The sequence below is a fragment of the Klebsiella oxytoca NBRC 105695 genome (assembly GCF_001598695.1).
In the GTDB taxonomy this organism is placed as follows: domain Bacteria; phylum Pseudomonadota; class Gammaproteobacteria; order Enterobacterales; family Enterobacteriaceae; genus Klebsiella; species Klebsiella oxytoca.
Genome location: NZ_BCZK01000001.1, coordinates 713,965 through 737,162 on the forward strand (window position 1 = coordinate 713,965; position 23,198 = coordinate 737,162).

At 56.4% G+C, this 23,198-nt stretch carries 21 protein-coding genes; 15 read left to right on the plus strand and 6 right to left on the minus strand.

What is annotated here, in order from left to right; translation table 11 throughout:
* Positions 1–133: 133 nt before the first annotated feature.
* On the minus strand, positions 134–1,216 hold the full coding sequence (locus KO1_RS03200; protein ID WP_004102825.1) for a malate/lactate/ureidoglycolate dehydrogenase: 1,083 nt from the start codon (positions 1,214–1,216) through the stop codon (positions 134–136).
* A gap of 312 nt (positions 1,217–1,528) precedes the next feature.
* Between KO1_RS03200 and nqrC the strand changes: the two genes are divergently transcribed.
* From nqrC to KO1_RS03255, 11 genes are all read left to right on the plus strand, one after another.
* On the plus strand, positions 1,529–2,290 hold the full coding sequence (gene nqrC / locus KO1_RS03205; protein WP_024274302.1) for an NADH:ubiquinone reductase (Na(+)-transporting) subunit C: 762 nt from the start codon (positions 1,529–1,531) through the stop codon (positions 2,288–2,290).
* A gap of 250 nt (positions 2,291–2,540) precedes the next feature.
* Entirely contained in the window at positions 2,541–4,481 is a 1,941-nt protein-coding gene (locus KO1_RS03210) for an FTR1 family iron permease (protein WP_017145719.1), read from the plus strand.
* A 27-nt stretch (positions 4,482–4,508) separates the two neighbouring features.
* The gene (locus tag KO1_RS03215) at positions 4,509–5,036 is read left to right on the plus strand and encodes an iron transporter (RefSeq protein WP_004102822.1); all 528 of its coding nucleotides are present in this window, start codon (positions 4,509–4,511) and stop codon (positions 5,034–5,036) included.
* Between the two features lie 262 nt (positions 5,037–5,298).
* On the plus strand, positions 5,299–6,678 hold the full coding sequence (locus KO1_RS03220) for a Fe-S-containing protein (protein ID WP_024274301.1): 1,380 nt from the start codon (positions 5,299–5,301) through the stop codon (positions 6,676–6,678).
* A 2-nt stretch (positions 6,679–6,680) separates the two neighbouring features.
* On the plus strand, positions 6,681–7,964 hold the full coding sequence (locus KO1_RS03225; RefSeq protein ID WP_004113521.1) for an ABC transporter permease: 1,284 nt from the start codon (positions 6,681–6,683) through the stop codon (positions 7,962–7,964).
* The gene (locus KO1_RS03230) at positions 7,954–9,084 is read left to right on the plus strand and encodes an ABC transporter permease (RefSeq protein WP_004102814.1); all 1,131 of its coding nucleotides are present in this window, start codon (positions 7,954–7,956) and stop codon (positions 9,082–9,084) included. Before KO1_RS03225 ends, KO1_RS03230 begins: the two co-directional genes overlap by 11 nt.
* A 4-nt stretch (positions 9,085–9,088) precedes the next feature.
* Positions 9,089–9,784 carry an ABC transporter ATP-binding protein gene (locus KO1_RS03235; protein WP_004102812.1) on the plus strand — a complete coding sequence of 232 codons (696 nt, stop codon included), beginning with the start codon at positions 9,089–9,091 and terminating at the stop codon, positions 9,782–9,784.
* Positions 9,771–10,256, plus strand: a complete 486-nt coding sequence (locus KO1_RS03240; RefSeq protein ID WP_004102810.1) for a TlpA family protein disulfide reductase — start codon at positions 9,771–9,773, stop codon at positions 10,254–10,256. The genes KO1_RS03235 and KO1_RS03240 overlap by 14 nt, the downstream gene beginning before the upstream one ends.
* A gap of 541 nt (positions 10,257–10,797) precedes the next feature.
* Positions 10,798–11,886: an ABC transporter substrate-binding protein gene (locus KO1_RS03245; RefSeq protein WP_024274300.1), complete on the plus strand. Its 1,089-nt coding sequence runs from the start codon at positions 10,798–10,800 to the stop codon at positions 11,884–11,886.
* Positions 11,887–11,957: 71 nt separating this feature from the next.
* Entirely contained in the window at positions 11,958–13,727 is a 1,770-nt protein-coding gene (locus KO1_RS03250) for an ABC transporter permease (RefSeq protein WP_004113515.1), read from the plus strand.
* Positions 13,720–14,790 (plus strand): ABC transporter ATP-binding protein, encoded by a 1,071-nt coding sequence (locus KO1_RS03255; RefSeq protein WP_032728370.1) that lies wholly within the window; start codon positions 13,720–13,722, stop codon positions 14,788–14,790. The genes KO1_RS03250 and KO1_RS03255 overlap by 8 nt, the downstream gene beginning before the upstream one ends.
* A 53-nt stretch (positions 14,791–14,843) precedes the next feature.
* Here KO1_RS03255 and KO1_RS03260 read toward each other — a convergent pair whose 3' ends face one another.
* The 3 genes from KO1_RS03260 to budA are packed head-to-tail and all read right to left on the minus strand — an operon-like array spanning position 14,844 to position 18,107.
* A complete protein-coding gene (locus KO1_RS03260) occupies positions 14,844–15,614 on the minus strand; it encodes a (S)-acetoin forming diacetyl reductase (RefSeq protein ID WP_004102805.1) in 771 nt (256 codons plus the stop codon).
* A gap of 23 nt (positions 15,615–15,637) precedes the next feature.
* Complete coding sequence (alsS, locus tag KO1_RS03265; protein WP_004102803.1) at positions 15,638–17,317, minus strand: acetolactate synthase AlsS; 1,680 nt, start codon at positions 17,315–17,317, stop codon at positions 15,638–15,640.
* Positions 17,318–17,327: 10 nt separating this feature from the next.
* Complete coding sequence (budA, locus tag KO1_RS03270) at positions 17,328–18,107, minus strand: acetolactate decarboxylase (RefSeq protein ID WP_004102800.1); 780 nt, start codon at positions 18,105–18,107, stop codon at positions 17,328–17,330.
* Positions 18,108–18,213: 106 nt separating this feature from the next.
* Here budA and KO1_RS03275 point away from each other — a divergent pair, with 106 nt between their 5' ends.
* Positions 18,214–19,086, plus strand: coding sequence for a LysR family transcriptional regulator (locus KO1_RS03275; protein ID WP_004102798.1), 873 nt, complete (start codon positions 18,214–18,216; stop codon positions 19,084–19,086).
* 47 nt (positions 19,087–19,133) lie between these two features.
* On the opposite strand, the gene cspF is transcribed toward KO1_RS03275, so the two are convergent.
* Together cspF and KO1_RS28585 are read right to left on the minus strand one after the other, a co-directional pair.
* Positions 19,134–19,346, minus strand: coding sequence for a cold shock-like protein CspF (gene cspF, locus KO1_RS26820; protein WP_016810065.1), 213 nt, complete (start codon positions 19,344–19,346; stop codon positions 19,134–19,136).
* Positions 19,347–19,521: 175 nt separating this feature from the next.
* Complete coding sequence (locus KO1_RS28585) at positions 19,522–19,692, minus strand: YnfU family zinc-binding protein (RefSeq protein ID WP_213799282.1); 171 nt, start codon at positions 19,690–19,692, stop codon at positions 19,522–19,524.
* A gap of 487 nt (positions 19,693–20,179) precedes the next feature.
* Here KO1_RS28585 and KO1_RS03280 point away from each other — a divergent pair, with 487 nt between their 5' ends.
* From KO1_RS03280 to KO1_RS03290, 3 genes are read left to right on the plus strand one after another with little or no spacing between them, the layout of a single operon-like run.
* Complete coding sequence (locus KO1_RS03280; RefSeq protein WP_023321146.1) at positions 20,180–21,367, plus strand: trans-sulfuration enzyme family protein; 1,188 nt, start codon at positions 20,180–20,182, stop codon at positions 21,365–21,367.
* A complete protein-coding gene (locus KO1_RS03285) occupies positions 21,360–22,778 on the plus strand; it encodes a Na+/H+ antiporter NhaC family protein (RefSeq protein WP_004102794.1) in 1,419 nt (472 codons plus the stop codon). The genes KO1_RS03280 and KO1_RS03285 overlap by 8 nt, the downstream gene beginning before the upstream one ends.
* Before the next feature lie 24 nt (positions 22,779–22,802).
* Positions 22,803–23,189 (plus strand): RidA family protein, encoded by a 387-nt coding sequence (locus KO1_RS03290; protein ID WP_004102792.1) that lies wholly within the window; start codon positions 22,803–22,805, stop codon positions 23,187–23,189.
* Positions 23,190–23,198 lie beyond the last annotated feature (9 nt).

Consider the following 23,198-nt stretch of genomic DNA (forward strand, 5'->3'; position numbering starts at 1 on the left):
GTTATGCACAGCGCGTGCCAATAATTAATACATTGAATATAAAGATAATATTTGTTCGAAAAAGAGATGGCGGCAGTGATGTCGACACTAATGACGATGACATGACGCCCGGGCGGGCGTCATGGCGGGAAAATCAGGCCAGCTTCTGCCGCAGCCGCGCGAGGGTGTCGGCGGGTAAACCAACTTCTTCGGCGGCGGCGCAAATCGCCTGCCAGCTTCCGGCGTCCAGCGGAATGCCCTCCGCCAGGCGCTGCTGGCGGTTAGCCTCTTCCCACTCGCCCGGGGCCAGAATCGGCGCGTCCGGCTCGTGCGGCGACTGTTTACACCAGTCGATAAACGCTTCGGTCTCGCGCTGCATATCCGGCGCATCGAACGCTTCCGGGCTGAGAATAATGGTGGTCATGCAGTTGAAGATAGCGTCCACGCTGCCCTGCAGGGTCTCCTGATGCGAGGTTTTACCGCCGGATACCGCGCCGCCGATAATTTCGCACAGCGTCGCCAGCGCGTAGCCTTTGTGTTCGGCAAAGGTCAGCAGCGCCCCCAGCGGCGACGTCTGCATCACCGCCGGGTCGGTCGTGGGGACGCCGCGAGCGTCGATCAGCGACCCCGCGGGGACCGGCACGCCTTTATGCCAGGCAACGCGGGTTTTACCAAAAGCGATGGCGCTGGTGGCGTAATCCAGCAGCAGCGGCGGATGGCCGGCGCGCGGAAAAACCACGCACAGCGGGTTCGTGCCGAAGCGGCTATCTTTGCCGCGGAACGGGGCGACCATCACGTTGCCAACCACGTTTACGAAATGGATAGAGATCATTCCGGCGGCGGCGCACTGTTCCGCCCAGTAGCCGATGCGGCCAATATGATGCGCATTGCGCAGCGCCACGGCGGCCATACCGTGCTGTTTCGCCTTCTCAATACCGATCTGCATGGCTTCATGGGCCACGACCTGGCCGAAGCCGCCGTTGCCGTCCAGCGTGACAACCGCACCCGCGTCCTTCATCACGCTGGCGTGGCGGTTGAGCTGCAGATAGCCCTGCGCGTGGGATCGTACGTAGCTCGGGATCATGCCTACGCCGTGGGAGTCATGCCCGGCCAGGTTGGCGGCAACCAGATGGTCGGCGATAAGCGACGCTTCGGTGGGGGAGCTTCCCATATGGGCGAAAAGGGTTTTAACAAAATGATGCAGATCCGTGGCCTGGAAGCGATGTCCTGTTTGCACTGATTCTCTCCTGTGAGTGGGTTGCGGATTATTGTTTTAGTGTGTTTGCCGTTCCATGCTGCGCTGAGCAACGGCGAAGATCAAGGTTTGCGCGCGGCTGTCGTTACGCTGGGCGATCATCTCCAGAGAACAGGGGAGAAATAAAAAATAGGGGGGAGATATTTTTCTCTGCAGTCGGGGATATTTATCCCGCCGGCTTTGGCGCTCCGCAGAATTAATGATAACGATAATAATTATCATCAGCTCTGGACAGCCAGAGGCAAATGATTGCACTCTGTATTAAGGATGCCAACCGATGGGAAAATGAAGCGCATGCGTAAAGGTAAAATTATTGTTTTAATTTTGATGGTGTTTTGTATTCTTATTTTTGCAATTGTTGTCGCCTGGTTTTTACTGTCCAAAGACAATTATGCCGTACCGGAAAATGCGGCGACAGAAAATGCGGTACTGCAGGTGGCGGGTTTAACCGGCAACGAACCTCGCGATCCGCAGGCGCTGAAATCGCTCTATGCAAAACGGGTGATCGTCCGTCAGGTTAATCTGGATAGCGGCCAGTTTGTTGCGCCGGGAGAGGATACCGCTGGGCAAAAAGGCTGCGGTGAACCGGCAGTAGCGCAGAACCCGACGCCCATTCGCCAGCGCTGCCCGCGGGCAGTGGTTTATCTTATTCGCAATAATGATAATGAAATTCAGCAGGTTATACTGCCCTTTTACGGTAAAGGGGCAAAATCGATGATGTATGGCTTGATCGCGCTGGCTACCGATGGTCGCACGGTAAAAGACCTGCTGTATTATCAGCAAAATGAGACGCCGCTGCTGGGCGCGCGCGTGACAGATCCCGAATGGCGTCGCCAATGGCCGGGCAAAAAAATACGCGATAATAACGGCCAGCCGGCGCTGAAGGTCGTACAAAATACTCCTGGCCAGCACGATGATTACACCGTGGATGGTATCAGCGGCGCGACGTTAACCTCCGTCGGCGTCGAGAAGAGTATTAATTATTGGGTGGGTGAGCAGGGCTACGGTAATTTTCTCCGGCAGCTACAGCATAACCCTGAGATATTACGCCGTTAATATCGCACAAGCCAAAATATGCTCCATAACCGGCGCGAAGATCGCGCCGGTTTTTTTATGCGCTCACGACAGCTATTTCGCGCAAGCCAGGCGTCACTCACGCGCTAATAACGGATAGTTATTAATAATTATTTCTTTGCAACATTTTACATAAATTGTCACAGGTTGACATTTTCATGATCCAGGTCATGTACATTGCGAGTAAAAATGACAACGATAATCATTATCATTAACTCGCAAGGGATTTGTCATGACCGGCCCTCGTTCCTTCCTGCTGCTGATGCTGTTGAGCCTGTTGTTTGGCAGCGCGTGCGCGATGGCGCAGACCCAGTATGCGCCTTATATCGAAGATATCGAGCAACGTCTTGATAAAACGGCAGAACTTTATCAGCAGCAAAAAAATACCGACGCGCGGCGCGAAGTGCAAATGGCCTACTTTGAAGTGTTTGAAAACCTTGAAGGGCCAATTCGGATCAATATCTCGGCGCGTAAGAGCTACGAGATGGAGAGCACTTTCGGCGAGATCCGCCGCATGATCGGTGAAGGCAAACCGATCGGCGAGGTGCAGGCACGTATCGACGGGCTGAAGCAGGCGCTGCGTGAAGTTGAGCCGGTGCTGGACGGCGGGCATCGGCTGGTGGCGGAAGAGCAGCATACCGCGCTTACGCGCGATGACATTGCGCAGCACTGGCAGGAGAGCTTCCGCACCCTTGACGACAGGCTGGCGCAGGCGGTAACGGAGTATCAGGCCGGCAACTACGCGCAGGCCAGCCAGCAGGTGCAGCAGGCGCAGTATCAGGGATTTAAAAACTCCGGAATGGAAACCTCGGTGCGGCAAAATCGCTCGGCGAAGGAAGCGGCCGCCATTAACCAACAGTTTAGCGCGCTGCTGACTCTGGCCGCCCAGCCTGACCGCCTGAACGAGGTGTCGTATCAGGTCACCACGCTATTACAGGATCTGGAAGACATTCTGCCGGGTCTGCCAACCACCCGCGACGATCGGCCGATGGGCGCTCCCTCTGGCGCCGATAACGCCGCGCTGGCTGATGAAACGACCGCCCGCGCGGACTGGGCAAGCGTCGCCCAGGGGATTAACCAGAGCATCAACGCCGCGCTAACGCGCTATCAAAATGGGGAAGGGCAGGAGGCGATCCTCGACGTACAGGACATCTATTTCGACCGCTTTGAAGCCACCGGGATGGAGAACAAAATCGGTTCTCGCGATGCGGCCTTTAAAACTTCTCTGGAGGCCCATTTTACCCGTATGGTCAGCCTGATGAAGGCCGGACAGCCGCAGGAGAGGCTGGCCGCGGAAGCCGCCGCCCTTGAGGCGGATCTGCAAAAAGCGGTCACCATGCTTGGCGAAGGCGAAGAGACCCAGTGGAGCCTGCTGCTCTATAGCCTGATGATCATCGTGCGCGAAGGGCTGGAAGCGCTGCTGATTGTGGCGGCTATCGTCGCGTATCTGGTTAAAAACAACCATCACGACAAACTGCCGCTGATCCGCCAGTCGGTGATGGTGGCGCTGGTCGCCAGCGTGGCGACGGCGTTTATCTTCCAGCTGCTGTTTACTCAATCCGGCGCCAGCCGCGAGCTGCTGGAGGGGATCACTATGCTGATTGCGGTAGTGATGCTGTTCCTTATGAGCTACTGGCTACTGTCCAAAGTTGAAGCCCGCCACTGGAAGGCCTGGCTTGAGGGCAAACTCTCCCATTCGCTGTCGCGCGGTTCGCTGGTGGGACTGTGGTTAACCAGCTTCCTTGCGGTCTACCGCGAGGGGGCCGAAACGGTGCTGTTCTATTACGCCCTGATTGGCGATGCCCAGGGGCTGCCGGGCCATCTTGCCATCGGCGCCGGGTTTGTTATCGGCTGTGTCGTTCTGCTGATCGCCTGGCTCGTCATGCGCTACTCGGTGGTCCGGCTACCGCTCAAACCCTTCTTCCTGTTCACCGGCGGTTTTATGTACCTGATGGCGTTTGTCTTCGCCGGAAAAGGGGTACTGGAACTGGTGGAGGGCAAACTATTTCAGCCAACGCTGATCGCCGGAATACCGGAAATCAGCTGGCTGGGAATTTACCCCTATGTGGAAACGCTATTGCCGCAGGGCATATTGCTGCTCGCGGCGCTGGCGGCGCTATGGATCATGCGCCGTCGTCAGGCACCCGCTGAAACCATAAAAACGCATTGCTAACCATTTTAAGACGAGAGGATGAGTCAGATGACCATGAAGAAGACCCTGATGATCAGCGCCACCCTGGCCAGTATCTTCACCGCGCCCGCGGCGCTGGCCTTTAAAGAGTATCCGGCCGGCGAGCCGGTCACCATGAATGAAATGGAGATCGCCGCGGTTTACCTGCAGCCTATTGATATGGAGCCGCGCGGCATGGGGCTGCCGGCAGCGAAGTCGGATATCCATCTGGAAGCGGATATTCACGCGGTAGAAGGCGGTAAAAATGGTTTTGGCGCAGGTGAATGGATCCCTTATCTGACGATCTCCTACACCCTGGTCAATAGCGATACCGGCGAAAAACAGGAAGGCACCTTTATGCCGATGGTGGCGAGCGACGGCCCGCACTACGGCGCGAACATCAAGATGATGGGCGTGGGTAACTATAAAGTCACCTACCACATTGATCCGCCGTCGAAAGCCGGGATGCACCGCCATACCGATAGCGAAACCGGCGTCGGCCGCTGGTGGAAGCCGTTTGATGTGAGCTATGAGTTTAAATATGTCGGTCTGAACTAAGCGTCTCCGGAGGCTCAGATTGTTGACAAAGCGCGCTCTGCTGCAAATCTCCGTTTCGCATTCGCGATCCTGTGGTAACGCATAACTTGCTGATATTACTTTTTTGTAAGCAGAGTGAGGCGTTAGCCGCCAGAAATGCGACGCCATCGTTAAAGCAGGGTTGTCATCAGTCTCAGCATCCTCAGATGCGAGTGTTTTCACGCAGGATGGCCGGGCGGTCATCCTGCGGCGTGTTATTCATCCGCCGTACTGAGTTAAAGTCATGAGCTATTTTTTCGTCACGACGCTACAGGCCTTTTCCTGCATTGCGCTGCTTTCCGCCGTACTCTGGGCGCGCGGCGCGCCTCCCGTCCTGCGTCCGCTGGTCTGGACGCTGCTTACCGCGCTGGGCTGCGGACTACTGACCGGGTTGTATATTCGCCCGAGCCAGACGCTGGAGCTTCTGCTGGTCGGCGCTGAAATCCTCGTATCGCTGCTGTTTTTACTGAGCTTCAGCTGGTCTTCGCCGCGCGTTCGCTATCTGTGGCAATGGCTCCTCACTTTCGGCGCAGCCCGGCACTGGGCGCTGGACCCGAACCTGGGCGGATTGACCTCCACGCACGTTCTGAACACCGATCTGCTGCTGAATATCACCGCGCTGGCTGCGGCGTTCGCGCTGCTGTGCCTTGCCTGCGCGCTCTGCGCCATGCTGCTGCGCAGAATGCGCGGCTTCTACTGGCCGCTGGCCCTGCTGCTGTTGGTCCTGCTGTGGCTACCGCTCGGCGGTAACCTGCTGCTGCTGTTGATGAAGCTACAGGTGCTACCGCTGCTGAAACCGCTGCTGAGCTTTGTCGCCAGGGTGACCAACAACGCGGCGATGTATAACTGGGCCGCCGCCGCGATACTGCTGCTGCTGTGTCTGTGCTGGATCCCGGCGCTACGCCGCTATTATCGGGCGGTTAAAGCCGCGGAGGCCCCCATCTCCCGCCGCCTTGCGCTGGCCGAACGCCGTAAAGCCAGCCGTTTGTGGTTGACCACCGTTTGCTGCGCGCTGGCGATTATCGGCGGCCAGCTATGGTGGAATCTGGTGGCTTCGCAGCCGCCGCGCTTGTCCGAGGCGCAGGCGGTTACGCTGGCCGCCGACGGCCAGGTGCATATTCCGGTCGAGCAGGTTCGAGATGGCAAACTGCATCGCTTCGTCTGGGTGGCGGACGACGGCAAAGCGATTCGCTTTTTTATCATTAACCGCTATCCCGATAAGCTGCGCTTTGGCGTGGTGTTTGACGCCTGCCTGCTGTGCGGCGATCAGGGCTACGTTATGGAAGGCAATCAGGTGATTTGTGTCGCCTGCGGTGTGCACATTTTTATCCCCTCGATTGGCAAGCCCGGCGGCTGTAACCCGGTGCCGATCGACGGCTGGCGCAACGATGACAAACAGCTGACGATACCCGGCGCGGCGCTGGCCGGCGGAGGTAACTATTTCTCTACCGTCCTGACGATTAACGTCACCGACCCGGTGGATGGCTCCACCCTGACCAACACCCGCGCCGACTACAAATACAGCTATGGCGGTAAAACCTGGTTCTTCTCCTCTGAAGCCAACTATGACCGTTTCCGCAATGCGCCAGAGCAGTTTGTGCCCGACGCGGTGAAGGAGGAGTAACCATGCTGTGGCGAATGATCTACCAGTCGTGGGGGCGCAACCTGCGGCGCAAAGCGCTGGCGGTATTGACCGTGTTTCTGGCGACCAGCCTGATCTCGGCGCTGCTGGCGGTCTCTATCGATATCGGCGACAAGATGTCCCGCGAGCTGAAATCCTACGGCGCCAATATTTTAATTGAGCCCGCCGGGCAGGCGGCGCTGCCCGCGCTGTTCAGCGAGCAAAGCAACCCGCTGGCCAGCGACGACTTTCTTGATGAATCCGAGCTGCCGAACATCAAAGATATTTTCTGGCGCAATAACATCGTTGGCTTTGCCCCGATGCTCGGCGGCGAGGTAAACGTTGCAGGACAGGATATTCGCGTGCTGGGCACTTTTTTTAGCCAGCCGGTCAGTATCCCGGATGAAGAGGGGTACGAGACCGGACAGCGGACGGTCAGCCCCTTCTGGCAGGTGACCGGCGCATGGCCGCAGGAGCCGGTCGGCGAGACGCCGCAAACGCTGGTCGGTCACGCGCTGGCGCGAAACTACGGCTGGCAGCCCGGCGATCGCCTGGCCCTCAACGTTGCGGATAGGGTGCTGAACGTCCAGGTGAGCGGTATTTTGTCCAGCGGCGGCGATGAGGATAACCAACTGGTGATGCCGCTTAGCGTCGTGCAGCAGCTGCTCGGTCTACCGGGAAAAGTGCAGGCGATCCGCGTCTCGGCGCTGACGGTACCGGAGAACGAGCTGTCGCGCCGTGCCCGTGAGGATCTCGAGGCGCTGAATGCCGAAGAGTACGATCTCTGGTACTGCACCGCCTACGTATCGTCCATCGCCCACCAGCTGGAAGAGGCCATTTCCGGCGCCGAGGTGCGTCCGGTCTGGCAGGTTGCTGCTTCGGAAGGTGTGGTTATCGACAAAATTCAGCTGCTGATGGGGGTGGTGACTCTGGCCGCGCTGGCTGCGGCGGCGATGGGCATCGCCTCGTTGATGACCAGCACGATTATGGAGCGCGCCAAAGAGATTGGTCTCATGAAAGCGCTGGGCGCCCGCCAGTGGCAAATTTTGCTGCTGTTTTACCTTGAGGCGGCGCTGGGCGGCCTGGTCGGCGGCGCATTGGGCTGTATCGCCGGTTGGGGGCTGGCAAAGGCTATTGGCCTGATGCTGTTTGCTACGCCGCTGAATTTTGCCTGGGTGGTGGTGCCCTGCGTGCTGGTGATAGCGGTGCTGATTGCTTTAATCGGTACCTGGTTCCCGGCCCGCCGGATCGCTCGTCTTTACCCTGTGGAGGTGCTATATGGCCGCTAAGCGCGACATGCTGTGGCTGCTGGTGTGGCGAGCGCTGCGGCTGAGAATGCAGCGGGTCAGCGTGGTGTTTGCCGCGCTGGCGGTAGGGGCGACCATCGTGACCGCACTCTCCGCCGTGTGGTTCGATATCAATAGCAAAATGAGCGAAGAGCTGCGCACCTTCGGCGCCAATTTTTATATTGGTCCGGGCCACGGCGCCAGCATGCCGCAGCCGGAGCTTCAGGCCATTCTTGATGGCGCGCCGGCGGGCCTGATTCACGGCGCCAGTCCGTGGCTGTACGGTACGGCGCGTACTGAGCTGGAGAAAGTGGTGATGGTCGGGGTGTGGTTTGAGTCGCTGCAAAAGCTGGTGCCTTACTGGCAGGTCAACGGCAGCTGGATCGGCGTCAGCTTTGACGATCGCAACGCGATGATTGGCGTCAAACTGGCGCAGCGCCTGGCACTGAATGTTGGCGATAGCGTGACGCTGGTAGACCATAGCCGGCGTAAGACGCTGCTGATTAAAGGCATCGTAGAGGCGGGGGACGCGACCGACAATATGCTGATCGTCAGCCTCGATGTGGCGCAGTCCTGGCTGCAAAAGCCCGGCGCGATCAGTCACGGGCTGCTTAGCGTCAGCAATGACCTGGGCCAGGTGGAGCGCTATGCCAGCCAGCTGCAGCATCAGTACCCGAACCTTGAGATTCGTCCGGTGCGCAAAGTGTCGGCTTCCGAGGGGCAGGTGCTGGATAAAATTAAGGGGCTGATGGGGCTGGTGTCGATGGTGATCCTCGCGCTGTCGTCCCTGTGCGTTAACACCACCCTGATGGCGATTGTCGGTGAGCGGGCGAAAGAGTTTGCGCTGCAAAAAGCGCTGGGCGCCAGCAACGGCGATATTACCCGCCAGATGCTGCTGGAGACCAGCATTATTACCCTCGCGGCGGTGGTCTGCGGCTGGGGGCTGGGCTATCTGCTGGCGCAGCTGCTGGGACTAACGGTGTTTAACGCCAGCATCTCGCTGCGTCTGCCGGTGCTGCCGCTGACCCTGGTTCTGTCTTTACTGGTCGCCCTGCTGGCGGCCATTGTTCCGGTGCGGCGCGCGGTGAGCGTCGAACCGGCGAAAGTGCTGAAAGGAGAGTAACGCCATGACCGTCACGTCTTTGCGTCAAATGGCGATTGAAACGCGTCATTTATATAAGCGGTTCGGGGAAGTTACGGCGCTGGAGGATATTAATTTGCGCATCGCACGCGGCGAGTTTGTTGCCATCATGGGCGCCTCCGGTTCCGGCAAAACGACCCTGATGAACATTCTTACCTGTCTGGATACCGCCAGTGAAGGACAGGTGATCCTGGATGGCACCGACGCCGCGGCGTTGGATGAAGAGGGGCGCCGTCGCTTTCGCGCGCAGAAAATTGGCCTCGTCTTCCAGCAGTTCCATCTCATCCCGTTTCTGACGGCGCTGGAAAACATCATGCTGGCGCAGCATTACCACAGCGTGGTGGATGAGAGCGCCGCCAGAGCGGTGCTGGCTCAGGTGGGACTTGAGCATCGCGTGACCCATTTACCGAGCCAGCTGTCGGGCGGGGAACAGCAGCGCGTCTGCATTGCCCGGGCGCTGGTTAACGAGCCGCCGGTTATTTTTGCCGATGAGCCGACCGGTAACCTTGACGAAGAGAACGAGCAGCGGGTGCTGGATCTGCTGACAGATTTACACCGCCAGGGGCGAACCATTGTGATGGTGACCCACAATCCGGCGCTGGGTCAATTCGCTGACCGCATCGTGCGTTTGCAGCACGGAAAGTATCTCGGCGAGGAGGTGAATCATCATGCGCATGCCTGAAGTGATGCTGTTTCTGACGCTGGCGCTGCTTAGCGGCTGCAAAGAAGAGAAGCTGGCTCGCGGCGAAACGGCGCCTGCGCTGGCGGCATTCGATTTACAGGAGTCGCCGGTCAGCCTCGATCGTTGGCGAGGGAAGGCGGTCTATCTTAATTTCTGGTCCGCAGGCTGCGGCGGCTGTCTGGCGGAGATGGATACCCTGCAGGCGCTCAGCCAGCGCTGGCCGGATAAGCTGGTGGTGGTGGGGGTGAATACCGATCCGGATACCGTGGATATCGCGCCGCTGCTGGCGAAGCATGGGATTAGCTATCCGGTGCTGCGCGATCGGCTGAAAATAACTCAGGAGCGCTATCAGGTTATCGGTACGCCAACATCAATATTAATTGATGGCGACGGTAGGGTGCTGGACTGGCATCAGGGGATGCGTAAGCCCGATGAACTACGAACGGTTTTGCGCCAGCTGGCGCAACGGTAAATTCCCCAGCTCGTGCTGCGCTTAGCCGGGCTACAGGTTCTCGGGCCGGTAGCCCGGACAGGTGCGTCAGCACCGCCTCCGGGACAGGTGTGAAGCCAAATGCACCGGCTTAGCGTTCACCCGGCCCGCGCTGCGCTTAGCCAGGCTACGGATTCACACCGTCAGCGGTCCCGTAGCCCGGATAAGGCGTCAGCCGCGACCCGGGAGTTTTCGCTTATACATACTGACTCCGTAGCGTCGGCTATTAGCCGCTGCCATTCATGATATGGAAGTCAGCGATTTACCGCGTCCTGCGCCAACAAGTTTTATTCGTTTATTTAAGAATGCCTTATTCGGCAGGTTTAAAAACAGAAAAACTTAATCTTTTCTTAATATTTCATCACCTCAACGTTTTAGGCTTTTGCCAAATCTCAATCACCATCATTTAAATTACGTCAGCGTCACAAAAGCCGTAAAAAAACATTCCCAGGCGTTGCAAGGTTCTTACGTCACGCTATATGTTAAATTTACATTTAATAAATGATGCTTAAAGGTTGATTTTATGTATATGAAAATTAGTGGCTTAGTGATTTCACTGACGGCCATATTCTCCGGTCAGGCCTTTGCTGCGCTCCCTCAGGGCTATCCGGCGGATTATCAAAAGGTCGTGGATGCGGGGATTAAAGAAGGCAAGGTGGTGATTTACTCAACCACGGATACTAAGGCCGCAGGTCCGTTAATTAAAGGTTTTGAAGCGCAATATCCCGGCATTAAAGTTGAATATAACGATATGAACAGTACCGAATTGTACAACCGTTATATCAGCGAGCAGGCAGCGGGCGGCGGAAGCGGCGATGTGGTCTGGAGCTCTTCAATGGATACGGCGCTGAAGCTTGCCACCGATTATGCGGAACAGTATGCCTCCCCGGAACAAGATAAGCTGCCGAAATGGGCGGTCTGGCAGCAAAAAGCCTACGGCACCACCTATGAACCGGTGGTCTTTATCTATAATAAGCGCCTGATCCCGCAAGGGGATGTTCCTGATTCGCACACCGCGCTGGCGAAGCTGATCGCCAGTCAGGCTGATAAGTTCAAGGGCAAGGTCACTACCTACGATATTGAAAAATCGGGCCTGGGTTTTATGCTGGCGGTTCAGGACAGTAAAGCCGATGCTCACTACTTTGACGACCTGGCGGGAATGGCGAAAGGCGGGCTGACCGTGCAATCGTCCACCGGGACGATGATGGAGCGCGTCTCCTCCGGGGAAAACCTGATTGGCTACAACATCCTCGGTTCATACGCGGAGGCGCGGGCGAAAAACGACCCTTCGCTGGGTATCTCGTACCCGAAAGATTATGTGCTGGTGCTCTCGCGGGTCTCGTTTATTACCGCAGAAGCCGAGCATCTGAATGCGGCGAAGCTGTGGTTTGATTACGTGCTCTCGGAAAAGGGGCAAAGCATCCTGGCGAACCAGGCCGATATTCCCTCCCTGCGCAATGATATCGAAGGTAAAAATGATATCGACGGTATGACCAAAATGCTCGGCAGCGCGCTGAAGCCCATTCCGGTCGATGAAACGCTGCTGGCGTATCTTGAGCCGAAACAACGCCTGGAATTTATCAAACAGTGGCGCACCGCCGCGGCGAAATAACCCTCCGGCGCTGCGCATCTTTTCAGGATGCGCAGCCCACATGATACCCGCCAGGTTTAAAGGGATCGCTTATGAATATTTTACGCCGAAAGTGGCAGGGGTTGCCGCGCGGAATTGTTGTCCTGATAACGGCGCTGGCCATTTATGTCCCGCTGCTATTTATCGTGGTGCAGAGCTTTCTCTCGGCACCCTTTTTTGCCCGCTCGAAGGCATTTAGCCTTGAGGCCTTCGAATTTATCTTTACCGATCCGGATTTTTATCTGGCGCTAAAATCTGGCTTTATTCTCGCCTTCGGCCTGGTGGCGATCGCCATTCCTCTCGGCGGGATCCTCGCCTTTTTAATGGTGCGCACCGATTTACCCGGCAGACGGATTATTGAGCCGCTAATTCTGGTGCCGATTTTCGTATCGCCGATGGTGCTGGCCTTTGGTTACGTGGTGGCGGCGGGACCAGTAGGCTTCTTTTCGCAATGGGCGGAGCAGCTGATCGGTTTTGTGCCCTGGAATATCTATTCGATGTTCAGCATCGTGGCGATCGCCGGACTGACGCACGTTCCACACGCCTATCTCTATATCTCTTCCGCGCTGCGCAGCGTCGGTTCGGATGTGGAAGAAGCGGCGCGAACGGTTGGCGCATCGCCGCTGCAGGTCATGACCTCGGTGAGCCTGCCGATGGTACGGCCGTCCATACTCTATGCCTGCGTACTGCTGTTTTTTCTCGGCCTGGAAGTCTTCGGCCTGATGCTGGTGCTGGGGGACCCGGAAGGCAATATGGTGCTGGCCACCTATCTTTATAAACTGACCAACAAGCTCGGCACGCCTTCCTATCATCTGATGGCAGCGGTGGCGGTGGTGCTGATCTGCATCACCATTCCGCTGGTGATGCTCCAGCGCCGCCTGATGCGTACCGCCAACCGCTTTGTCACCATGAAGGGGAAAGCATCGCAGGCCCGGGCGCTGCCGCTGGGGAAATGGCGCTGGGTCGCCGGTATCGTCGTGGTGGCCTGGTTAACGGTTACCATCGGCGTACCGCTGATCGGCGTTGCGCTGCGGGCCTTTATTTCGAACTGGGGGGTTGGCGTCCCGCTGTGGGATGAACTCTCGCTGGCGACGTTTCGCAACATCTGGCAGCAGCCGAATTTGCTGCGCGCCATCGTTAACTCTATGGCGATTGGGGTCATCGGCGGCGCGCTGGCGGTGGTCTGCTATCTGTTCGTAGGCATCGCGATGCACCGCAAACCGGATAACGTCACGCGCTTTCTCGACTACAGCGTGCTGGTGCCGCGTGCGGTGCCGGGGCTGCTGGCCGGGCTGGCATTTTTGTGGGTGTTTCTGTTTCTGCCGATGTGGCTGGATCAGTCGCTGAAAAACGGCTGGCTCTCGGCGCTGCCGGTGGCTGAGTGGCTGCGCGACCATCTGATTGTTCAGCTGCGCGCGCTGCGTAATACCATTTTTAGCGTCTGGCTGGCCTATACCGTGGTCTGGATGGCCTACGGCCTGCGGCTCATCTCCTCGACGCTGCTGCAGGTGGCGCCTGAGCTGGAGGAGGCGGCGCGCAGTACCGGCGCATCGCGCGGGCAGATCACCCGCCACGTCACGGTGCCGCTGTCGCGCTATGGCCTGATTGGCTCCTGGCTGCTGATGTTTCTTATCTTCGAGCGCGAATATTCGACCGGGGTTTATCTGCTCTCTCCGGGAACGGAAACTATCGGTTCGATGCTGGTGTCGCTGTGGGCGGCGGGAGCTATCGATATCGTCGCCGCGCTCTCGTTTATTAATATCCTGCTGGTGGTCGTGGGTCTGGGCATCGCCCTGCGCTTTGGAGTGAAATTACATGATTGAATTATCGGTAGAAAACCTGCATCTGACCTACGGCGATAACCCGGTACTGAAGGGCGTATCTATGGAGCTGAGGCGGGGGGAAGTCGTCTCGCTGCTCGGTCCATCGGGGAGCGGAAAAACCACGCTGCTGCGGGCGGTCGCCGGGCTGGAGAAGCCCACCAGCGGCACGATCGCTATCGGTAAAACCCGCGTTTATGACGGCAACCCGCGTAGTGAAATTCCGGCGGAGGAGCGTAACCTGGGTCTGGTGTTCCAGTCCTACGCCCTGTGGCCGCATAAAACGGTATTTGAGAACGTGGCTTACCCCCTCAGGCTACGTAAGGTCGCCGCCGCGGAGATCAAACAGCGGGTGCAGAGCGTACTCGATCAGCTGGGCCTGGGGAATCTTGGCAATCGCCACCCGCATCAGCTCTCCGGAGGACAACAGCAGCGCGTGGCCATCGGCCGGGCGCTGGTATATAACCCGCCGGTCATTCTGCTGGATGAACCCCTGTCGAACCTCGACGCTAAGCTGCGGGAAGAGGCGCGGGTCTTTTTGCGCGAGCTGATCGTCAAGCTGGGTCTGTCGGCGCTGATGGTGACCCACGATCAGAATGAGGCGATGGCGATTTCCGATCGCATTTTGCTGCTCAATAACGGCGTCATTGAGCAGCAGGGAACGCCGCAGGAGATGTACGGCAGCCCGAGAACGCTGTTTGCCGCCGAGTTTATGGGCAGCAATAATCGGCTGCACGGCACCGTCACCGATCTGGATAACGGTCGGGCGCGCATTGAGGGCGCCAGCTGGGCACTGTGGGGAATGGCCGGGGAAGGGGTCAGCGTGGGGGCGGAAGCAACGGCGATCATTCGTGTTGAACGCCTGCGCATAGCCTCCTCGCCTGAAGAGAACATGCTGGAATTAGCGCTGCTGACCAGTATGTATCTCGGCGACCGCTGGGAGTATCTGTTTCGCACCGAAGGCGATGATTTCGCTATTCGTGCCTACGGTAGCGCACTGCGCGATGCCGAACGTTGCCATCTTACCTTGCCCGTCAACGATCTGTGGATCTTCCCGAAAGGCTGAAAAAAAGCCCCGGCGCTTAGGCCGGGGCAAACCATGTCAGAGTTTATTTATTATTAACTGAATACCATACCACCATCGATCAGCAGCGACTGACCGGTCATATAGTTGGAGTCCGGACCGGCCAGATAAGAGACGCAGGCCGCGACGTCTTCCGGTTCGGAAAGACGACCGAGGGTAATGCGTTTCGCAAATTCCTGGGTTCCGTAGCCCAGCGGTTTGCCCGCCGCTTCGGAAACCTGACGGTCAATTTCCGCCCACATGGGGGTTTTGACGATCCCCGGGCAGTAGCCGTTAACGGTAATTCCCAGATGCGCCAGATCGCGGGCGGCGGTTTGCGTCAGGCCGCGCACGGCAAACTTGCTTGAACTGTAGACCGCCAGTTCCGGGTTACCCACGTGGCCCGCCTGGGAGCAGGCGTTGATGATCTTGCCGCCGTGGCCCTCTTTTTTAAACGCATCTACCGCGGCCTGAATGCCCCAGATAACGCCCTTAACGTTGATATTGTAGACTTTATCGATGACGTCCTCGCGAATCTCTTCGATAGGCGTAGAGGGCGCGACCCCGGCGTTGTTAACGATCACGTCAAAACCGCCAAGGCCCTTACGCGCCTGCTCAACGGCGGCAAAAACCTGATCGCGTTTCGAGACATCGACCTTCACCGCCAGCGCCTGGCCGCCGTGCTGGTTAATTTCGTCAGCAACCGCCTGTGCGGTGGCATCGTTATAATCGGCGATGGCCACGGCAAAGCCATCTTGAACCAGGCGAAGGGCGATAGCTTTACCGATACCCTGGCCTGCGCCGGTCACGAGTGCGACTTTTTTCATTGCTGGATTCCTTCTGTAGTGACTCAAAGTAGTTGACTGAGATGAAGCTGGCCCATCAGCAGCGGGTTGTCGCTGTAATCGACGGGGATGGCGACCACGGCGGGGCCATCGACGTCCATCGCCGCCCGCAGCGTCGGCTCAAGGGCGGCGGCGCTCTCGACCGCGAACCCTCTGGCGCCGAAGGCTTCGGCATAGGCTTTAAAATCCACCGGTCCGAACTCAACGCCGGATAGCCGCTGATATTTTTTCTCTTCCTGAATTGCCACCATGTTGTAGCCGTTATCGACCCAGATGATATGCAGGACGTTAGCTTTTAGCCTTACGGCGGTCTCCAGCTCCATACTGGATTGCAGGAAACCGCCGTCGCCGGAAACCGAAACCACTTTGCGCTGCGGGTTCACCAGCCAGGCGCCAATCGCCCACGGCAGCGCCACCCCCATGGTCTGTTGACCGTTGGAAATCATGACCTGACGAGCGCGGAAGCTGTAGAGATAGCGGGCGATCCAGATATGAAAGCTCCCCATATCGACGGTCAGCGTTACGTCGCTGTTGACGATATCCTGCATGGCGCGAACGATGCGCAGCGGATGAAGCGCAAACTGGTTTAGCTGCGCGCCGCGGCGATCGAGCAGTTCCCGCTGGTGCTGGCGGTCAACAAGAATCTCCGCGGCCTGCGGCGACAGAACCAGCTGGTGGTCAATACGCCCGGAGAGTTTGTGCAGCGTGGCAGCGATATCGCCGACCAGCTCGATATCCGGGGTATAGTTGCGCTCTTCATAAGCGGGCAGTACGTCGATATGCACCAGCGCGGCGTTACCGTTATTCCACATCGCCGGTTCATACTCCACCGGGCTATAGCCAATGCAGATGACCAGGTCGGCGAGATGCAATAGCCGATCCCCGGCCTGGTTATTGAACAGCCCAACCCGTCCGGCAAAGCGCGTAAAGTGGTCCTGATTTACCGCGCCGGCGGCCTGATAGGTACTGGTGACCGGGATATGGCTTTTTTTCAGCAATTCGCGGAGCGCCGCGCTGTTTTCCGTCTGGCTGGCCATCAGACCGAGCAGGAATACCGGATTTTTTGCCACGGCAATCATCTTCGCCACTCGCTCAATGGCGTCGTCCGGGGCCGCGCCGGTCTGCGGGGCTTCGCTGGCGGGCAGCACCCTGGCGTGGACTGGCTCATCGACGACATCCTGCGGCAGACTGACGAAGGCGCTTCCCGGCCGTCCCTGCTCGGCGGCGCGAAATGCGTTAGACACGACCTCCGCCAGCGCATCGGATGCGGTGACTTCCACCGAGTATTTGGTTACCGGGCTGAACATCGCCACCGTATCCATACTCTGGTGCACTTGTTTGGCCTTGTCGGCGCGTTTTACCGCACCGCCCAGCGCCACCACCGGATCGCCTTCGCTGTTAGCGGTGGCCATACCGGTAATCAGATTGGAGCAGCCGGGGCCGGAAGTGACCAGCGCGACGCCCGCTTTCCCGGTGATGCGGCCAACCGCAGCGGCCATAAAGGCGGCGTTGGCCTCGTGGCGTACCGGGATAATGCGAATTGAGGAGTCCAGTAGCGAATCAAAGACCTTATCGATTTTTGCCCCCGGAATGCCGAAGACCTGGCGAACGCCCTGGGCCTCCAGCTGGCTGACGATCAGGTCGGCGCCATGCGCCCACTGGCGAGGTTGATGTTGATTATCCACGAGAATCTCCTTAGTTTTCGACTGAGCGAATGGCGGCATCTAGATTGTCCGGGTGCAGATCCGCCTGCAGGAAGGCGCTATCGGCAGGAAGGTCAATCATCAATTTGTGGATTTCGCCAAAGGTCAGCACGCCGTGGTCGAGCTGATAATCGAGCAGATGACCGCCGCCCTGACGGTCATCGGTGATGAAATGTTCGTGGTAGCCGGCAACGTTAATGCCCTGCATATGCTGCGGGGTACGGAAGCCGACCAGTACCCCTTCGCGCTGGTTGAAGCGGAACACAGGCTGGTCGTCGAGCACGTCGGTCATCGCCCGGTAGGGCGGGGTCTGGCGCGGTACGGTGCGGGTATGCGCATGACGAAAATGACCGTTAATGCGCAAGGCGCAGAAGAGATTATCGGAGGGTATTTGCTGGTCGATAATGTCGTGCAGCTGCTGGCGGCTCACCGGTTTATCGAACGTTTTACGATACTGCGGCTGAAACCAGGTCATCACCGCAAACGGCGTGCGCTGTTCCATTCGGGCTTTACGGGCGCTGCCGTCGGCGCGCAGCTGGTATACCTCGCTGCTAAACGCGATCAGCTCGCCGTCCAGTTCATTAAAGGTTCCCAGGCCAAAATCGCCGTGGGTGAGTAAATCAGCGATGGTGGTATTGCCTTCATAAACGCCGCTCAACAGCGCGCTCATCAGAGAGGTCTGGTAGATGACGCTATCGGGATGTTGCGCGGAAAACCCTCGTAGAGTTTCACACAGGCTCTCTTCACAAGAGCATTCAGCAGAATGGTTCATTACCCGCTTCCTCGTTCAACGAATATCAGAAAGGTTAAATAAATGTTGACGCGATTCAGCTCACAGTTCCAATATAGAATCTATGCTTGTTTGAGACGTTTTCGATATGGAACTTCGTTATCTGCGCTACTTTGTTGCCGTCGCCGAGGCGCGACATTTCACTAAAGCGGCAAAAGAACTTGGTATCTCACAGCCGCCTTTAAGCCAACAAATTCAACGGCTTGAACGGGAAATTGGCACGCCGCTTTTCCGCCGTTTAACGCGCGGCGTTGAGCTAACGGAAGCGGGGGAGTCGTTCTATGAGGATGCCTGCCAGATCCTCGCCCTGAGCGATGCGGCGCTCGAAAAGACGAAAGGGATCGCCCGCGGACTGAACGGTCGGCTGGCGCTGGGCATTACCAGTTCTGATGCCTTCCATCCGCAGATCTTTAGCCTGCTGCAGCAGTTCCAACAACGTTACCCGGCGGTAACGCTGCATCAAATCGAGGGCAATATGGCGACGCTGATGGGGGCGCTTGGCGAAGCGGAGCTGGATATTGCTTTTGTACGCCTGCCTTGTGAAAGCAGTAAAGCCTTTAATCTGCGGATTATCGATCAGGAGCCGATGGTGATCGCGCTGGCGCGTTCGCATCCGCTGTCGTCATGCGATGAACTCGCGCTCGAGCAGCTTACCGACGTGGCGCCGATTCTTTTTCCGCGCGAAGTGGCCCCTGGCCTGTATGAGCTGGTGTTCAACAGCTATCTGCGCGCCGGTATTGACGTGCAGCGAGCCTATCAATCATCGCAAATATCGTCGTCGCTCAGCATGGTGGAAGCCGGATTCGGCTTTGCGCTGGTGCCGCAGTCGATGACCTGCATCACGCTACCTGGCGTCAGCTACCACCCTTTGGCGGGCGCGCCGCTAAAAACCGATATTGCTATCGCCTGGCGACGCTACGAGCGTTCGCGCACGGTGAAGCATTTCCTGGCCATGTTTTAACCGGCGAGGTGACTTATTCAGCAGCTATTGACGTTTTATACTGTGTTTTAAGAAAGATAAACATTGGCGGCGGTCGGGCCACGCAGTCCGTTGACTCGACAAAATTCGACGCGGATGCCGGGGCTGATTGTGGTTGGCTCGCCGGGCGATAGTGCGGAAATATGAACCTGTACGTCTTTGCGACCATCGGAGGGGATGATCAGGCCTTTGCCTGTTTTATTATCAAATGTTTTGACAATACCTGTCATTTTTTGGAACAAATAAATACCTTTTAAATATGAAAACCGGCACGACTATACAGTAAGTGAGTGGGAAGTCTATGCAAATCGAAATAAAACCCGCGCTTGCGGGCTTTTACTTTGCCAAAAAAACGCCATCAGCGCTGGCTGATTATTGTGCAATCATGCGCAATAATCGGCTTCTGACAAGGGATAATTAAGCAGCGGTTTTTGCAGAGGACTGGAAAAATTTATGGCAGTAGGGGCAGATGAGTTGAGCACCTTTTTGTACTCGGCTGAAGCTGTGTTCTGAGTCCTGAGAGCAGTTAGGGCAGGAACATTTTACGAGATAATTACGGCGAGTTTTAGCGTCTTTGCGTTCTGACATATGATATTTCCTGAGTTAAGGGCTTACGACCATACAGCATTGCGCCGCAAATAGCTCTAACTCATTCTGCATAGCGCGTAAATGAGGGAACTCAGGAACCCTATCGCTGGCACCAGTATGAGAAAAATCGTTTCGTGGCCGCAGGCGGTTAAAGAGTAAGTTTTCCCCCATATTTTTGTGATTAACATCACCCTTTAAATTCAATGTTTTATTTATCAATCAGTTAATGGTGGGTGATTTTTTCGTGCAGAGAACAATTTTCTCCATTATTCGCGGATTAGAGGGAAAATAGGTAAGATTTTCTTCCGCGCCTAATATACATTTTAATGGTGGTCGAAGAACGCAAATCACGATGTTGATGATTATATGACCGTTTATTTTTTGGCTATTAAACGGAGTTTTGGCGGCAGTCTTATGTGCCAACTTCGCTGACCACGTAAATAAGAACTCACGATATTTATGACTAATAATAGTTTGAGTATATCCTATGAAAACCAGAACTAAAGATATTGCTACCCTGGCCGTTCATGCTGGAAGCCAATCCGATCCGGTAACCAACGCTATATTTACCCCGATTGTCACAGCCAGCTCTTTTATCCAGCCTAACCTTTATGAAGGCGGCGATTTTTGTTATTCCCGGGTTTCCAATCCAACGCGTAAAGCTTATGAATCCGCACTTGCCGAGCTGGAGGGGGGGATATATGCCACCGCTACCGCATCGGGAATGGCGGCCACCAATATCGTGATGGAACTATTGCCCAAAGACGCACACATTATTGCGATGAAGGGCGTCTACGGCGGAACCTGGCGGCTGTTTGAGAAATTAAAAACGCACACCACCGGCGCCACAATTTCCTATATCGATCTGAACGATGAGCAGAGCCTGATGGCGAATATTCAGGAAAATACCGCCTTAATCTGGATTGAAACGCCGACCAATCCATTACTTGAACTGGTCGATATCGCGAAAGTGTGTCGTATTGCTAAAGAACACGCCATTACCACCTGCGTTGATAATACCTTTGCCAGCGCCTGGAACCATAAACCGCTTGAAATGGGGGCGGACATGGTCATGCTCTCCACCAGTAAATATGTTGGCGGACATTCTGATTTAATAGGCGGCGCGGTTATTACCAATAATGAAGCGCTCGCCTCGAGGCTCGATTTTATTAAAACAACGATCGGCTCTATTGCCTCGCCCTTTGATGCTTACCTTGCCCTGCGCGGTATGAAAACGCTGGATTTGCGCATGGAGCGTCAGTGCAGTAATGCCCTGCGCGTGGCGGAATATCTGGAAAACCATCCGGCGATTGCCAGCGTCTATTATCCGGGGCTGCCGTCGCATCCTCAGCATCAGCTATGCAAGAAGCAAATGCGTTCGGGCGGCGCGGTAGTGACCGCGACCCTGAAGGGAGACATGCAGAGCCTGAAACGCTTTATCGGCGGTCTGCACTATTTTGTGCTGGCGGAATCGCTGGGCGGGGTAGAGAGCATGATTAACCATTCGGCCTCAATGTCCCACGGTTCGATGTCAAAAGAGGAGCGGGAAGCGATCGGCGTTTATGACACGACGCTGCGCTTCTCCGTCGGCATTGAACATATCGATGACTTACTCCAGGACCTGGATATTGCCTTCGCCGCTATGGACCTCAAACAGGATAACCATCATGCATGATTATGGCATCTGGACGATAATTACTCCGCTGGTCACCATTATTCTGGCGATTCTGACCCGCCAGGTGATCCTCTCTCTGCTTACCGGTATTTTTGTCGGCTATGCGGTGATTCACCACAGCATTATCCAGGGCGTTGGCGGCACGCTGAACGGAATTATTGAAACCTTTGCCTCCGCCGGTAATGCGCGAACGATTATTTTTATGGTGATGATCGGCGGCATTATGCGGCTGATTGTGGTCACCGGCGGCGTGCGAAAGCTGGTGCAGTTTCTTTCGGAGAAAAATGATTTCGTCACCAATAAAAAGTCGGTCCAGCTACTGGCGATGGTGGTGACATCGTTAATCTTTATCGAGAGTTCGATAAACCAGCTGATTGCCGGCGCATCAACGAAAAACCTTGCCCGGCGCTATAAAGTCTCGCCGGAAAAGATGTCCTATATTATCCAGACTTCCTGCGTGTCCGTTTGCTCGTCGGTGATGATCAACGGCTGGGGAGCGGCGATGATGGGGGTTATCGGCGTCCAGATTGCGCAAGGCTACCTGACCGGCGAGCCATTTGAAGTGCTGGCAAGCTCGATGGTCTGGAATACGATGGCCTGGTTTTCATTAGCCTCAGTGCTTTTTTATATCCTCTCCGGCTGTAGCTGGGGGCCGATGAAAAAGGCGGAGGTTAAGTTTGAAACGGTCCAGACGGAAATAGAACAAGAGCATGGCGAAGAGGAAGCGGACCCGGTGATTGACCATCCGGCCTGCAACTCATTGCTCAACTTCTTTATTCCAATCCTTTCCACCGTACTTATGGTGCCGGTAGTGCTATATATCACCGGCGAGGGACAATTCTCCAAAGGCAGCGGCTCCATGTCGGTCTACTCCGGCGTTATGTTTGGCACCGTCGTCTCTTTTATCTGGTTTCGCCTGCGCGGTATTCTGAACGTAGAAAACTTTTTTAAAGAGCTGTATATCGGCTACGCCAGTATGGTGAAAATCAGCTCAATCATGATTCTGGCCTTCCTGATGGGGCATATTTCGGCGGAACTGAATACCGGACAGTATATTGCTTCGATAACCTCCGGCGTTATTCCATCCGGCTTTTCGATCGGCTTTATCTTCCTGATTGCCGCGGTGATGTCGCTGGCCACCGGTACCTCCTGGGGAACCTTCGCCATCATGATTCCAATTGGCGTCCAGCTCGGCGTGTCCTTAGGCATCGATCCGCACTTTATGATCGGCGCGGCGATTTCCGGCTCAATCTTTGGTGATATGACTTCGCCTATCTCCAGTGATGCCATCGTGGCATCGATGGCGACCAACTGTGACCATATTGAACATATTCGCACCCAGCTGCCTTATGCGCTGGTGACGGGCGGGCTGGCGCTCATTGTTTATTTAATTGTCGGCTTCACTCTTTAACTCAATATTCTTAAAGGATTTGCTATGACTAAGGCTATCGCGACAGAAAATGCGCCGCAGGCAATTGGCCCCTATATCCAGGGCGTGCGCAGCGGAAATTTTATTTTTACATCTGGTCAGCTACCCATCGATCCGCAAACGGGCACTATTCCCGAGTGCGCCGAAGGCCAGACCCGACAGAGCCTCGAGAATATTCAGGCAATCATTGAGGCCGGCGGCCTGACGGTCGCCAATATTTGTAAGATGACTATCTTCGTCAAGGATCTGAACGAGTTCGCCGCCATTAATGATGCCTACGCGGCGTTCTTCACTCAGCGTAACGCTTCTTTCCCGGCGCGCTCTTGCGTAGAGGTCGCCCGGCTGCCAAAGGACGTTAAAGTAGAAATTGAAGCTATCGCCTGGCAGGGATAACTCACGCGA